The sequence below is a fragment of the Roseateles sp. GW823-FHT07B05 genome (genome assembly GCF_058794515.1).
Genome location: NZ_JBXAGX010000014.1, coordinates 19,845 through 31,949 on the forward strand (window position 1 = coordinate 19,845; position 12,105 = coordinate 31,949).

Genomic DNA, 12,105 nt, shown 5'->3' on the forward strand with positions numbered 1-12,105 from the left:
GGAGCCTCGGGGGAACGAAAACTAGAGCGGGATCGTCAGACGGATGACGGTACCCCAGCCGGGGCCGGATTCAACCAGGCACTGGCCGTGCATTTGCTTGGCGCGTGATTTCATGCTCGCCATGCCGTGGCCGCGGTCCAGGCGACCGTCCAGTTCGGTCGGGATGCCCTGGCCGTTGTCCTGGATGGTCAGGATGAAGTCGCCGTCCTGCACCGCGCTGGAGATCGTCGCGTTGGTGGCGCCGCTGTGTTTGATGATGTTGCTGACCGACTCGCGCAGGATGCGCGTCGTCTGCACGTAGGAGCGGGCCTGGAAGGTGTGCTCGATGTCCTCGGCGGGGCTCTTCCACTCGGCCAGGATGTTGGCCTGGCCCAGCCGCGAGACGACCTCCGCCCGCCAGTCGCCCAGCGCGTCGATGAGGTGGACCGGCTTGCCGGTCAGGCCGCGCACCGACAGCCGCATCTCCTCCAGCGCCTCGCGCGCCAGCGTCGAGATGCGGTCGGACTCGCTGGTGTGCACGATGGTCAGCAGCTTGGCGCCGAGGTCGTCGTGCAGGTCGGCGGCGATGCGCTTGCGCTCGCGCTCGGTCACCTGCTCCAGCTTCTGCTCGGCCAGCTGGCTGTGGGTGCGCTCCACATCGGCGATGCGCTCGGCCATGCGCTGCTCGATGGTGGCCGTGCGCTTCTCGGCGTCGACGCGGGCGTGCGCGACTTGGTTCACCACCTGCAGGCCCAGGCCCAGCATCAGCACCGGCAGCGCCAGGCTCAGCCAGGGCGAGGCGGTCAGCCACAGCGATTCGCTGACGGGCGCCAGCGCCAGCTCGGCCAGCAGCGCCAGCATGGTGGGCAGCAGCAGCAGCGCCATCAGGCGTAACTCGCGCGCCAGCGCCTCGTCCGGCCCGGCCTGCAGCCGCAGCCGGCGCAGCCACAGCGCCCAGCCCATGGCGGCCACCAGCTCCAGGCTCAGCACGACGTTCCAGACGGCCGGCAGCACGCCCACCTGGCCGCCGGTCAGCAGGAGGCTGGCCGGCACGATGAGGCACTGGATCAGCAGCGCGTGATCGATCCAGCTGCGCTTCCAGTTCATCTGGCGCAGCAGGTACTGCACGCCGCACAGCACCAGCAGCGTCATCAGCAACGGCCGCAGCCCGGCGGCGGCCGGCGCGCCGGCGGCGCGCAGCACCACCCAGCTCAGCATCATGCCGACGAGGAAGTTGGCCGGGCGCTCGCGGTGGTGCAGGCCGGCCACGAGGCCGACGACGGTGGCCATCAGCGCCAGCATGGCGGCCACCCAGCCGCGCAGGATGGCAGCCCAGTCGGGGCCGGCCATGGCTTGGGCATGGGCGACGGCGGGCCAGCACAGCGCCGCGGCGAGGAACAGGGCAGGGGGCAGGCGCAGAGGCTTGCGGACCCTCGGCGCGGTGGAGGCAATCATGGGCCGGCATTGTGAGGGAGGCCCGGTGCCTGCCGCGCCGGGGAATGCACCAGCGACAATCCGCGTTCACTTCTTTCTGCCGTCACCTTGTGATCCTGCGCTTCGCCTTCGAACCCGTCGACAACACCCGCCTGGCCCGTGTCTGTGGCAGCCTGGACTCGCACCTGCGGGACATCGAGGCCGCGCTGAGCGTGAAGATCACGCGCCGCGACGCCGAGTTCCGCATCAACGGCGTCAAGGCGGCCGCCGAGCGCACGCAATCGCTGCTGGAGGCGCTGTACGAGCGCGCCCGCCGGCCGCTGCCCGCCGAGACGCTGCAGCTGGCGCTGGTGGAGGCCAAGGCGCCCGAGCCCGCCACGCCCGGCAGCGACGGCCCGCTGGTGCTGCGCACGCGCCGCGCGGACCTGTCCGCCCGCACGCCGCGCCAGCACCAGTACCTGCAGCAGATCCTGGCGCACGACATCACCTTCGGCCTCGGCCCGGCCGGCACGGGCAAGACCTTCCTGGCCGTGGCCTGCGCGGTGGACGCGCTGGAACGCGCCAGCGTGCAGCGCATCATCCTGACCCGCCCGGCCGTCGAGGCCGGCGAGCGCCTGGGCTTCCTGCCGGGCGACCTGACGCAGAAGGTCGACCCCTACCTGCGCCCGCTGTACGACGCGCTGTACGACCTGCTCGGCTTCGACCGCGTCACCAAGGCGTTCGAGAAGGGCCAGCTCGAAGTCGCGCCGCTGGCCTTCATGCGCGGCCGCACGCTGAACCATGCCTTCGTCATCCTCGACGAGGCGCAGAACACGACGCCCGAGCAGATGAAGATGTTCCTGACCCGCATCGGCTTTGGCAGCCGCTGCGTCGTCACCGGCGATACCAGCCAGATCGACCTGCCGCGCGGCGTGCAGTCCGGCCTCATCGATGCCGAGCGCGTGCTGGCCAAGGTCAAGGGCATCGCGATGACGCGCTTCACCAGCGCCGACGTCGTGCGCCACCCGCTGGTGGCCCGCATCGTCGAGGCCTACGAGGCGCGCGCCAAGCGCGAAGCGAGAGAAGCATGAGCACCCGTCCCGAACTGAGCCTGTCGTTGCAATTCGCCGACCCGCGCCACCGCGCGCTGCTGCCGCGCCACAAGGTGCAGCGCTTCATCCGCGCGGCGCTGGAGCTGCCGGGCGAGATCGCCGTGCGCATCGTCGATGCCGAGGAAGGCCGCGCGCTGAACCGCGAGTACCGCAGCAAGGACTACGCGACCAACGTGCTGACCTTCGACTACAGCCACGAGCCGGTCGTCGGCGCCGACCTGGTCATCTGCGCCGAGGTGGTGGAGAAGGAAGCCGCCGAGATGGGCATCCCGCTGCTGGATCACTACGCCCACCTGCTGGTGCACGGCACGCTGCATGCGCAGGGCTACGACCACGAGGTGGACGACGAGGCCGAGTGCATGGAGGCACGCGAGACCGAGATCCTCGCCGGCCTCGGCGTGGCCGACCCCTACCGCAAGGCTTAGCGACTGCTCAGGTAGCGCTTGCTGCGGAACAGCAGCCACAGCCCAATGGCCAGCGCACCGATCAGCGCGATGGACTCCCAGAACCCGTTCGGGTTCTTGATCAGCGGCATCCACTCGAAGTTCATGCCGAAGATGCCGGTGATGAGGTTCAGCGGCAGGAAGATGGCGGTCAGCACCGTCAGCGTGCGCATGATGCTGTTGGTGCGGTGACCCAGCGCGCTGAAGTGCATCTGCACGGCCGATTCGGCCGACGACTCCAGCCGCCGCACATGCGTCAGCACGCGCTCCACATGCTCCAGCACGTCGCGCGAGCGCACGCGCAGCAGCTCGCGCTCGCGCGTCACGTGCGGGTCGCCGTCGGCCGGCCATTCGTCCAGCGCGTCTATCCATTCCTGGATGGCGCTGCGCTGGTCTTCGCAGGTGTCTTCCAGCCGGTGCAGCGCATCGCGGCTCTCCAGCAGCAGCGGCCAGTCGTCGAACTCGCTGCTCTGGTCCAGCAGCACGCGCTGCAGCGTGCCGAGCTGGCGCGTCAGCAGCCGGCGCAGCTCCAGGTAGCTGTCCACCATGTGGTTGACCATGCGCAGCATCAGGTCGGCCGGGCTCGCGGGCAGCCGGGCGCTGCCGCGTGCGGGCGCCTTGTCGCGGCCTTCGATGAGGCGGTCCAGCTTCTGCGCGAAGAACTCGCGCACCTGGCAGTCGGTCGGGTGCACGGTCACCAGCACGCGGTCGAACACCGCGAAGCCCACCGGGCTGGTGTCGATGGCGCGCAGCGCGCGCTGCGCCGAGGCCAGCGTGCCGTGCTCGTCGTCGACGAACAGGTCCTGGCTGCCCGGCGCCGCGGCCAGGCGGCGGAACACCAGCATGTCGTACCAGGACGTGTAGTCGAAGTGCGAGGGCAGCTGGTTGTTGATCAGGTCCGACACATGCAGGTCGACGATGTTGCCGCAGCCCCAGCGCGACAGCGCCTGCTGCACGGCCGCCTCGCCCACCTCGAACTCGCGCCGCCCGTAGCCCAGCCACAGGAAGCCGCGTTCCGGCAGCGCGTCGGGCAGTGCCGGCAGCTCCGTGAAGCTGTCGGCCTGGATGTGGAACACCCGCATGGGGCTCAGGCCTGCTTCAGAAGCCGGGCCGCGTCCAGCGCGAAATAGGTCAGCACGCCGTCGGCGCCGGCCCGCTTGAAGGCCAGCAGCGACTCCATCATGACGGTGTCGTGGTCCAGCCAGCCGTTGGCCGCGGCGGCCTTCAGCATCGCGTACTCGCCGCTGACCTGGTAGGCGAAGGTCGGCACGCCGAACTCGTCCTTCACGCGGCGCACGACGTCCAGGTACGGCATGCCGGGCTTGACCATCACCATGTCCGCGCCCTCGGCCAGGTCGGCCGCCACCTCGCGCAGCGCCTCGTTGCTGTTGCCGGGGTCGACGTAGTAGGTCTTCTTGTCGGCCTTGCCCAGCGCGCTCTTGGAGCCGACCGCGTCGCGGAACGGGCCGTAGAAGCCGCTGGCGTACTTCACGCTGTAGGCCATGATGCGCGTGTGGATGTGCCCGGCGCCTTCGAAGGCCTGGCGGATGGCGCCGATGCGGCCGTCCATCATGTCGCTGGGGCCCACCATGTCGGCGCCGGCCTCGGCCTGCGTCATGGCCTGGCGCACCAGCAGCTCGACGGTGGCGTCGTTCATCAGGTAGCCGCTCTCGTCGGGCAGGCCGTCCTGGCCGTGGCTGGTGTAGGGGTCCAGCGCCACGTCGGTCAGCACGCCCAGCTGCGGGAAGCGCGACTTCAGCGCCCGCACGGCGCGCGGGATCAGGCCGTCAGGATTGAACGCCTCCGAGCCGTCCACGGTCTTCAGGTGCGGCTCGATGGCCGGGAACAGCGCGATGACTGGGATGCCCAGCCGCACGGCTTCGTCGGCGGTGTGCAGCAGCAGGTCCAGGCTCAGGCGCGACACGCCCGGCATCGACGCGATGGGCGCGGCCACGTTGTCGCCCTCGTGCACGAACACCGGCAGGATCAGGTCGCTGGCCTGCAGCGAATGCTCGCGCACCAGTGCGCGGGTGAAGGCGTCGCGGCGCAGGCGGCGGGGGCGGGCGGCGGGAAAGGCGGCGGGTGTCAGAAGTGAGCGGGCCAAGGCGGATCCTCAAACGGCGGGGGACGCGGCCCGGTGCGTGATGGACGACACATCCCGGCATCATTTATTCGTGACGCCACCGCTCAAGCGCGCTAAACTTGTCCGCGAATGATAGCCGCAAGGTGGTCGTTCCCTGCTTTTCCTCCCTGAGCAGGAGCCTTAGCGTGATGACAGCGATAAGGCTTTCTCGGCCCCGGTTTTTACCGGGGCCTTTTTTATTCCCGGCGCCCTTTCGGTGGCTCGGCATGGGCAGTGGAAACCCTGCCCATAATCGCCGCCATGCTCTGGGTCAAAGCTTTTCACATCGTCTTTGTCGCCGCGTGGTTTGCGGGCCTGTTCTACCTGCCCCGCATCTTCGTGAACCTGGCCATGGTGCCGGCCGACAGCCATGCCGAACGCGAGCGCCTGCTGCTGATGGCGCACAAGCTGCACCGCTTCAGCAGCATCCTGATGGGCGTGGCGCTGCTGCTGGGCGTCTGGGTGCTGGTGGGCTGGGGCGCCAGCCGCTTCGCCGGCAGCTACTGGCTGCACGCCAAGATGCTGCTGGTGCTCGGCGCCATCGGCTACCACCACATGAACCGCCGCCTGCTGCGGGGCTTCGAGGAGCTGGCCAACCGGCGCAGCCACAAGTGGTTCCGCGTCTACAACGAGACGGCGGTGCTGCTGTTCGCCGCCATCGTCGTGCTGGTGACGGTCAAACCTTTCTGACCCCCTCCCGATGCCGCGACGGCAGAGTTCCGCCACCTGGCTGCTGCTGGCCCACATCGGGCTGGTCATCTACGCCAGCCTCTACCCGTTCTTTCCGTGGCGCTGGCCGCCCGGCATGGGGTGGCCGTGGCTGTTCAGCCTGCCCTGGCCGCGGCAGTTCTTCGCCTACGACCTCGAAGCCAACCTGATCGGCTACATCCCGCTGGGCCTGTTGGGCTTTGCCGCGGCGATGCGCTCGGGCTGGGGGCTGCGGGGCGGGCTGCTGCTGGGCTTCCTGCCCGGGCCGCTGCTGTCGCTGGCGATGGAGACGCTGCAGTTCTTCCTGCCGGGGCGCGTGCCGTCGCTGTCGGACTGGGCGCTGAATTCGGCGGGCAGCAGCGTGGGCGCCGTGCTGGGGCTGCTGCTGCACGCGGTGGGCGGCCTGCGGCGCTGGGAGGACATGCGCGACCACTGGTTCGGCAGCAGCAGCGCACCGGCGCTGGCCCTGCTGGCGCTGTGGCCGGTGGCGCTGCTGTACCCCACGCCGCTGCCGTTCGGCCTGGGGCAGTGGCTGCCCTGGTGGCGCGAGACGCTGTTGGAAGCGCTGGACGGCACGCCCTGGGCGCTGAACTGGGGCGACGCGGTCACGGTGGAACACGAGCTGCCGCCAGGCCTGCAGGCGCTGGCCATCGGGCTGGGGCTGGTGGCGCCGGTGCTGCTGATGATCACGGTCGCGCGCCCGGGGCTGCGCCGCGTGGTGCTGGCCGGCGGCGCGGTGCTGCTGGGGCTGCTGGCCACCGCCACGGCCACGGCGATGGCCTTCGGGCCCGACCACGCCTGGGCCTGGCTCAGCGAGGCCACCCGGCCCGGCGTGGGCCTGGGGCTGGCGCTGGCGGTGCTGGCGTGCCTGCTGCCGTCGCGCGTCGCGGCGGCGCTGGGACTGTTCGTGCTGTGCGCGCTGGTGGGCCTCATCAGCGTGGCGCCCAGTGACCCCTACCTGGCGCTGAACCTGCAGGCCTGGGAGCATGGCCGCTTCGTCAACCTGTACGGCCTGACGCGCTGGGTGGCCTGGACCTGGCCCTTCGTCGCCCTGATCTGGCTCGCGGCTCGGCTCGTGCAGAAATCACAGTGAGAGAGAATCGATCGCGATGAGTTACTACCAGCGCCACGTCTTCTTCTGCCTGAACCAGCGCGCCAATGGCGAGGCCAGTTGTGCCGACCATGACGCGCAAGGCGCCTTCGATCACTGCAAGTCCCGCGTGAAGCAGCTGGGCCTGGCTGGCAAGGACGGTGTCCGCGTCAACAAGGCCGGCTGCCTGGACCGCTGCGCGGGCGGCCCCGTCGCCGTCGTCTACCCCGAGGCCGTCTGGTACTCGTGGGTGGACCAGAGCGACATCGACGAGATCGTCGAAAGCCATCTGCGCGACGGCAAGGTCGTCGAGCGCCTGGTGCTGCCGGAATCCGTCGGCCGATGAACGCGCAGACCGAGAAACGCCTCGTGCCCGGCCCGGCCGGCCAGATCGAAGTCGCCATCGACCTGCCCGTCGGCGGTGTCACGCCGCTCGGCACCGCGCTGATCTGCCACCCCAACCCGACGCAGGGCGGCACGATGGACAACAAGGTCGTGCAGACGCTGGCCCGCGCCTTCCTGCAGCTGGGCTGGCGCGCCGTGCGCTTCAACTTCCGCGGCATCGGCAAGTCTGAAGGCGGCTGGGACGAGGGCCGTGGCGAGGTGGACGACGCGCTGGCCGTGCTGGCCGCCGTGCATGCGCCCGGCGATGCGCTGATCCTGTCGGGCTTCTCCTTCGGCGGCTTTGTCGCGTCGCGCGCCGCGCAGCGCGTGGAGCCGGCCGCGCAGCGGCTGGTGCTGGTGGGCCCCGCCACCAGCCGCTTCGACACCGCGCCCGTGCCGGCCGACACCGTGGTCATCCACGGCGAGGTCGACGACGTGGTGCCGCTGTCGTCCGTGCTCGACTGGGCGCGGCCGCAGAGCCTGCCCGTCACCGTCGTCCCCGGCGTGGGCCATTTCTTCCATGGGCAGCTGCCGCTGCTCAAGTCCCTGGTGGTGCGCGCCTTCGACCCGGCGCGTGCCTGAACTGAATTGATGAAACGACTGCTGGCTTCCTTCCTCGCCGCGGTGCTGGCGACGTCTTCGCTGACCGCTCGGGCCCAGGCCCCGCAACCCCCCGAGATCGCCGCGCGCAACTACGTGCTGATCGACCTCTCGGCCCACAAGACGCTGGCCGAGCGCGACGCCGACACGCCGCAGGACCCGGCGTCGCTGACCAAGCTGATGACGGCCTACGTCGTCTTCAACGCGCTGCGCGACAAGAAGCTCACGCTGGACCAGACGCTGCCCGTCTCCAAGCGCGCCTGGGACGAGCGCAAGGGCGAGCCCTCGCTGATGTTCATCGACACGACGATGACACCGAAGGTCGACGAGTTGCTGCGCGGCCTGATCATCCAGAGCGGCAACGATGCTGCCGTGGCTCTGGCCGAGGGCGTGGCCGGCAGCGTCGAGGGCTTCGTGCAGCTGATGAACCGCCAGGCCCAGGCCTGGGGCCTGAAGAACACCGAGTTCAAGAACGTGACCGGTATGAGCGAGCCGGGCCACAAGTCCAGCGCGCGCGACATCGCCACCATCGCCGCCCGCATCATTGCGGACTTCCCCGAGTACTACGGCTACTACTCGCAGCGCGACTACACCTTCAACAAGATCCGCCAGGACAACCGCAACCTGCTGCTGCGCCGCGACCCCACCGTGGACGGCATGAAGACCGGCTACACCGAGGCCGCCGGCTACTGCCTGGTGGCCAGCGCCAACCGCGAGTTCCCCAACGGCAAGCGCCGGCTGCTCAGCGTCGTCATGGGCACCAGCTCCAAGGACGCGCGCGCCAGCGAAAGCCAGAAGCTGCTGAACTGGGGCTACACCGCCTACGACGCCGTCAAGATCTTCGACGCCGGCAAGGCCATCAAGACCGTGCCGGTCTGGAAGGGCGAGGCCAAGGAAGTGAAGCTGGGCGCGGCGGATGCCGTCTTCGTCGCCGTGCCGCGCGGCGATGGCAGCAAGCTGCAGACCCAGGTCGAGCACACCGACCCGCTGGTCGCGCCGCTGAACAAGGGCCAGCGTGTGGGCACGCTGCGCGTGACGACGACGGCCGGCGCGCCGGTGGCCGAGGTGCCGCTGATCGTGCAGGAGTCCGTGCCCGTCGCCGGCCTGTTCGGCCGCGCGTTCGACTCCATCCGCCTGTGGATCAAGTGACCGGAGACGCCGCATGAACCTGCCCCCTGACATCCCGCCCGAGCAGTCGCTCATCGAGTACCCGTCGCAGTTCCCCATCAAGGTGATGGGCGCGCACGTCGAGGGCTTCATCGAGGCCATCACGCACGTGGCGCTGCAGTTCGACCCCGGCTTCGACGCGGCCACCATCGAGCAGCGCCCCAGCAAGGGCGGCAACTACCTGGGCCTGACCATCACCATCACCGCCACCAGCCGCGAGCAGCTGGACGAGATCTACCGGACGCTGACGACGCATCCGATGGTCAAGGTGGTGCTCTGATCAGCTGGCCGCGTCGGCGTCCTGCAGCGCCTTGAGCTTGCCCTTGGCGGCCACGTCCCCGTTCTTCGCCGCCGCCTCGTACCAGTAGCGCGCCAGCCGCGCGTCCGCCTCCACGCCCAGCCCGGTCTCGAACATCGACGCGACGAGGTATTGCGCGCCGACGTCGCCGGCCTTGGCGGCGTCCAGGTACCAGCGGTGCGCCTGGCGCATGTCCTGCACCCGGCCGCGGCCCAGGTAGAAGCAGGTGGCGATGTCCTGGGCGGCGTCGGCGTGGCCATGCCCGGCGGCGCGCTCGAACCAGTCGCACGCCGCCGCGGCGTCGGGCTTGCCATGGCGGCCCTGCTCGATCATTTCGCCGAGCGCGTTCTCGGCCAGCGCGAACTTCTGTGCCGCGGCACGCTGCAGCCAGCGCCAGGCCTGCGCATCGGTCGCACCGGGCAGCTCGCGGCGCAGATGCATCATGGCCAGGTTGAACTGGCCCAGCGCCTCGCCGCGCCGAGCCGCCGCGGTGAAGCCTTTCGCGGCGACGGTCAACTGGCCGTCTTCATACGCGGCGATGGCGTCGTCCAGCGGCGCGGCCTGGGCCAGCGAGGTGGTGAGCAGCAGGGCAATCAGCGGGATCTTCATCGGCGTGAGTCGGCCAGCGACGGCAAAGGCTTACGGGGCGTCCCTATGATGCCGCGCATGATCGTCAAGACCCTGGGGCCGGTGGAATACCTGCCCACGCTGGAGGCCATGCGCGCCTTCACGGCGACGCGGAATGCGGACACGCCGGATGAACTCTGGCTCTGCGAGCACCCGCCCACCTTCACGCAAGGCATCGCCGGCAAGCCTGAACACCTGCTGCTGCCGGGCGACATCCCGGTCGTGCCCACCGAGCGCGGCGGCCAGGTCACGTACCACGGCCCCGGCCAGGTCACGGCCTACCCGCTCATCGACCTCCGCCGGCTGGGCATCTACGTGAAGGAGTACGTGTTCCGGCTGGAGACGGCGCTGATCCAGGTGCTGGACAGCTACGGCGTGACCGGCCTGCGCGTGGCCGGTGCCCCTGGCATCTACGTGCGCCCGGCCGACCCCGGCGGCCATGCCGCACCGGCCGGTCCGGCGGACCCGGCGAACGCGTTCAAGGGGCTGGCCAAGATCGCCGCTTTAGGCATCAAGATCAATCGCCACTGCAGCTTCCACGGCCTGGCGCTGAACGTCGCGATGGACCTGGAACCCTTCCAGCGCATCAACCCTTGTGGCTACCAGGGCCTGGAAACCACATCCCTCGATAAAATCGGGGTTTTCACGGACTGGCCCACCGCGGCCGGCCGGCTCGCCGAGCGCCTCTCGGCCCAGTTGACTCCCTGACCATGACGGACACGACCTACGACCCGAGCGTGAAGCAAAAAGCCGAAGCCAAGACTTCGCGCATCCCGATCAAGATCGTGCCGGCCGAGGTGCTGAAGAAGCCCGACTGGATCCGCGTGAAGGCCGGCTCGCCCAGCACCCGCTTCTACGAGATCAAGCAGATCCTGCGCGAGCACAAGCTGCACACCGTCTGCGAGGAAGCCTCCTGCCCCAACATCGGCGAATGCTTCGGCAAGGGCACGGCCACGTTCATGATCATGGGCGACAAGTGCACGCGCCGCTGCCCGTTCTGCGACGTGGGCCATGGTCGGCCGGACCCGCTGGATGTCGACGAGCCGCTGAACCTGGCCAAGACAATTGCTGCACTGAAGCTGAAGTACGTCGTCATCACCAGTGTCGATCGTGACGACCTGAAAGACGGCGGCGCGGCGCACTTCGCCGAGTGCATCACGAAGACGCGTGAGCTGAGCCCGACGACGCAGATCGAGGTGCTGGTGCCCGACTTCCGCGGCCGTGCCGACCGCGCGCTGAACATCCTGAAGGCCGCGCCGCCGGACGTGATGAACCACAACCTGGAAACCGCGCCGCGCCTGTACAAGGAAGCGCGCCCGGGCTCCGACTACGAGTTCAGCCTGAACCTGCTGAAGCGCTTCAAGGAAGAAGTGCCGGGCGTGCCGACCAAGAGCGGCATCATGGTGGGCCTGGGCGAGACCGACGACGAGATCCGCCAGGTGATGCGCGACATGCGCGCGCACAACATCGACATGATCACCATCGGCCAGTACCTGGCCCCGTCGGGCCACCACCTGCCGGTGCGCCGCTACGTGACGCCCGACGCCTTCAAGCAGTTCGAGAAGGAAGCCTACGAGCTGGGCTTCACGCACGCGGCCGTGGGTGCCATGGTGCGTTCCAGCTACCACGCCGACCAGCAGGCCCACGGCGTGCTGAACCCGACGGCGGCCTAAGCCTCTTTCAGCAGCTGCTCGATCAAGCCGTGCAACGCGGCGAAATCGGGCTCGCCGACGTAGCGCTTGACGATCTCGCCGCGCTTGTTGATGAGGAAGGTCGTCGGCGTCATCTGCACCGGGCCGAAGGCGTTGGCCACGGCGCCGGTGTTGTCGATGGCGACGCCGAACGGCAGCTTGCGCGTCTCGGCGAAGCGGGCGACGAAGGCCGGCGGGTCGTAGCTCATGGCGACCGCCAGCGTGTCGAAGCCGCGGTCCTTGAACTTGCCGTGCGTGGCGATGATCTGCGGCATTTCCTTCACGCAGGTCGCGCAGCTGGTGGCCCAGAAGTTCACCAGCATGACCTTGCCGGCCCACTGCTGCGAGCTGGCCTTGCTGCCATCCAGCAGTACGTAGTTCACGGCGGGTGCCGGCTCCTTGGCGCAGCCGGCCAGGGCGGCAAAGCAGAGGGCGGCGAGCAGGCGGCGGGTCAGCATGGTCGCATTCTAA

At 69.4% G+C, this 12,105-nt stretch carries 15 protein-coding genes; 10 read left to right on the forward strand and 5 right to left on the reverse strand.

Translation table 11 applies throughout. From position 1 onward, the window contains the following. Positions 1 to 21 precede the first annotated feature (21 nt). The gene (locus AC1Q7O_RS22870; RefSeq protein WP_492661120.1) at positions 22 to 1,434 is read right to left on the reverse strand and encodes a sensor histidine kinase; all 1,413 of its coding nucleotides are present in this window, start codon (positions 1,432 to 1,434) and stop codon (positions 22 to 24) included. 89 nt (positions 1,435 to 1,523) lie between these two features. Between AC1Q7O_RS22870 and AC1Q7O_RS22875 the strand changes: the two genes are divergently transcribed. Next, a complete protein-coding gene (locus tag AC1Q7O_RS22875) occupies positions 1,524 to 2,483 on the forward strand; it encodes a PhoH family protein (RefSeq protein WP_492661121.1) in 960 nt (319 codons plus the stop codon). Continuing rightward, complete coding sequence (gene ybeY / locus AC1Q7O_RS22880; RefSeq protein ID WP_492661122.1) at positions 2,480 to 2,929, forward strand: rRNA maturation RNase YbeY; 450 nt, start codon at positions 2,480 to 2,482, stop codon at positions 2,927 to 2,929. The genes AC1Q7O_RS22875 and ybeY overlap by 4 nt, the downstream gene beginning before the upstream one ends. On the opposite strand, the gene AC1Q7O_RS22885 is transcribed toward ybeY, so the two are convergent. Both AC1Q7O_RS22885 and hemB read right to left on the reverse strand, forming a co-directional pair. After that, on the reverse strand, positions 2,926 to 4,029 hold the full coding sequence (locus AC1Q7O_RS22885) for a magnesium transporter CorA family protein (protein WP_492661123.1): 1,104 nt from the start codon (positions 4,027 to 4,029) through the stop codon (positions 2,926 to 2,928). The two genes, ybeY and AC1Q7O_RS22885, sit on opposite strands and share 4 nt — an antisense overlap. A 5-nt stretch (positions 4,030 to 4,034) precedes the next feature. After that, on the reverse strand, positions 4,035 to 5,051 hold the full coding sequence (gene hemB / locus AC1Q7O_RS22890) for a porphobilinogen synthase (RefSeq protein ID WP_492661124.1): 1,017 nt from the start codon (positions 5,049 to 5,051) through the stop codon (positions 4,035 to 4,037). A 279-nt stretch (positions 5,052 to 5,330) separates the two neighbouring features. On the opposite strand from hemB, the gene AC1Q7O_RS22895 reads away from it, so the two are divergent. Genes AC1Q7O_RS22895 through AC1Q7O_RS22920 form a run of 6 tightly spaced genes read left to right on the forward strand, consistent with a single transcriptional unit; the run spans position 5,331 to position 9,298 of the window. Continuing rightward, positions 5,331 to 5,759 carry a CopD family protein gene (locus AC1Q7O_RS22895; RefSeq protein WP_492661125.1) on the forward strand — a complete coding sequence of 143 codons (429 nt, stop codon included), beginning with the start codon at positions 5,331 to 5,333 and terminating at the stop codon, positions 5,757 to 5,759. Between the two features lie 10 nt (positions 5,760 to 5,769). After that, positions 5,770 to 6,870, forward strand: coding sequence for a VanZ family protein (locus AC1Q7O_RS22900; RefSeq protein WP_492661126.1), 1,101 nt, complete (start codon positions 5,770 to 5,772; stop codon positions 6,868 to 6,870). Between the two features lie 16 nt (positions 6,871 to 6,886). After that, positions 6,887 to 7,213, forward strand: a complete 327-nt coding sequence (locus AC1Q7O_RS22905; RefSeq protein ID WP_268168033.1) for a (2Fe-2S) ferredoxin domain-containing protein — start codon at positions 6,887 to 6,889, stop codon at positions 7,211 to 7,213. Continuing rightward, on the forward strand, positions 7,210 to 7,833 hold the full coding sequence (locus AC1Q7O_RS22910) for an alpha/beta hydrolase (protein WP_492661127.1): 624 nt from the start codon (positions 7,210 to 7,212) through the stop codon (positions 7,831 to 7,833). The genes AC1Q7O_RS22905 and AC1Q7O_RS22910 overlap by 4 nt, the downstream gene beginning before the upstream one ends. Positions 7,834 to 7,842: 9 nt before the next feature. Beyond that, on the forward strand, positions 7,843 to 9,000 hold the full coding sequence (locus tag AC1Q7O_RS22915; protein ID WP_492661128.1) for a D-alanyl-D-alanine carboxypeptidase family protein: 1,158 nt from the start codon (positions 7,843 to 7,845) through the stop codon (positions 8,998 to 9,000). Positions 9,001 to 9,013: 13 nt separating this feature from the next. Then, positions 9,014 to 9,298 (forward strand): DUF493 family protein, encoded by a 285-nt coding sequence (locus tag AC1Q7O_RS22920; RefSeq protein ID WP_492661129.1) that lies wholly within the window; start codon positions 9,014 to 9,016, stop codon positions 9,296 to 9,298. On the opposite strand, the gene AC1Q7O_RS22925 is transcribed toward AC1Q7O_RS22920, so the two are convergent. Continuing rightward, a complete protein-coding gene (locus AC1Q7O_RS22925; protein ID WP_492661130.1) occupies positions 9,299 to 9,925 on the reverse strand; it encodes a tetratricopeptide repeat protein in 627 nt (208 codons plus the stop codon). Between the two features lie 57 nt (positions 9,926 to 9,982). Here AC1Q7O_RS22925 and lipB point away from each other — a divergent pair, with 57 nt between their 5' ends. Continuing rightward, the gene (gene lipB, locus AC1Q7O_RS22930; protein ID WP_492661131.1) at positions 9,983 to 10,651 is read left to right on the forward strand and encodes a lipoyl(octanoyl) transferase LipB; all 669 of its coding nucleotides are present in this window, start codon (positions 9,983 to 9,985) and stop codon (positions 10,649 to 10,651) included. Positions 10,652 to 10,653: 2 nt separating this feature from the next. Then, positions 10,654 to 11,616 carry a lipoyl synthase gene (gene lipA / locus AC1Q7O_RS22935; protein WP_492661132.1) on the forward strand — a complete coding sequence of 321 codons (963 nt, stop codon included), beginning with the start codon at positions 10,654 to 10,656 and terminating at the stop codon, positions 11,614 to 11,616. Here the strand turns inward: lipA and AC1Q7O_RS22940 are convergent. Next, positions 11,613 to 12,092, reverse strand: coding sequence for a TlpA disulfide reductase family protein (locus AC1Q7O_RS22940; RefSeq protein WP_492661133.1), 480 nt, complete (start codon positions 12,090 to 12,092; stop codon positions 11,613 to 11,615). The two genes, lipA and AC1Q7O_RS22940, sit on opposite strands and share 4 nt — an antisense overlap. Positions 12,093 to 12,105: the final 13 nt, after the last annotated feature.

Bases quoted from the DNA above. Each gene is read 5' to 3' on its own strand.
- AC1Q7O_RS22940 (WP_492661133.1), bottom strand. From the start codon at position 12,092: ATGCTGACCCGCCGCCTGCTCGCCGCCCTCTGCTTTGCCGCCCTGGCC.
- AC1Q7O_RS22885 (WP_492661123.1), bottom strand. From the start codon at position 4,029: ATGCGGGTGTTCCACATCCAGGCCGACAGCTTCACGGAGCTGCCGGCA.
- AC1Q7O_RS22905 (WP_268168033.1), top strand. From the start codon at position 6,887: ATGAGTTACTACCAGCGCCACGTCTTCTTCTGCCTGAACCAGCGCGCC.
- AC1Q7O_RS22910 (WP_492661127.1), top strand. From the start codon at position 7,210: ATGAACGCGCAGACCGAGAAACGCCTCGTGCCCGGCCCGGCCGGCCAG.
- ybeY (WP_492661122.1), top strand. From the start codon at position 2,480: ATGAGCACCCGTCCCGAACTGAGCCTGTCGTTGCAATTCGCCGACCCG.
- AC1Q7O_RS22895 (WP_492661125.1), top strand. From the start codon at position 5,331: ATGCTCTGGGTCAAAGCTTTTCACATCGTCTTTGTCGCCGCGTGGTTT.
- lipB (WP_492661131.1), top strand. From the start codon at position 9,983: ATGATCGTCAAGACCCTGGGGCCGGTGGAATACCTGCCCACGCTGGAG.
- AC1Q7O_RS22915 (WP_492661128.1), top strand. From the start codon at position 7,843: ATGAAACGACTGCTGGCTTCCTTCCTCGCCGCGGTGCTGGCGACGTCT.
- AC1Q7O_RS22920 (WP_492661129.1), top strand. From the start codon at position 9,014: ATGAACCTGCCCCCTGACATCCCGCCCGAGCAGTCGCTCATCGAGTAC.
- AC1Q7O_RS22925 (WP_492661130.1), bottom strand. From the start codon at position 9,925: ATGAAGATCCCGCTGATTGCCCTGCTGCTCACCACCTCGCTGGCCCAG.
- lipA (WP_492661132.1), top strand. From the start codon at position 10,654: ATGACGGACACGACCTACGACCCGAGCGTGAAGCAAAAAGCCGAAGCC.
- AC1Q7O_RS22900 (WP_492661126.1), top strand. From the start codon at position 5,770: ATGCCGCGACGGCAGAGTTCCGCCACCTGGCTGCTGCTGGCCCACATC.
- AC1Q7O_RS22870 (WP_492661120.1), bottom strand. From the start codon at position 1,434: ATGATTGCCTCCACCGCGCCGAGGGTCCGCAAGCCTCTGCGCCTGCCC.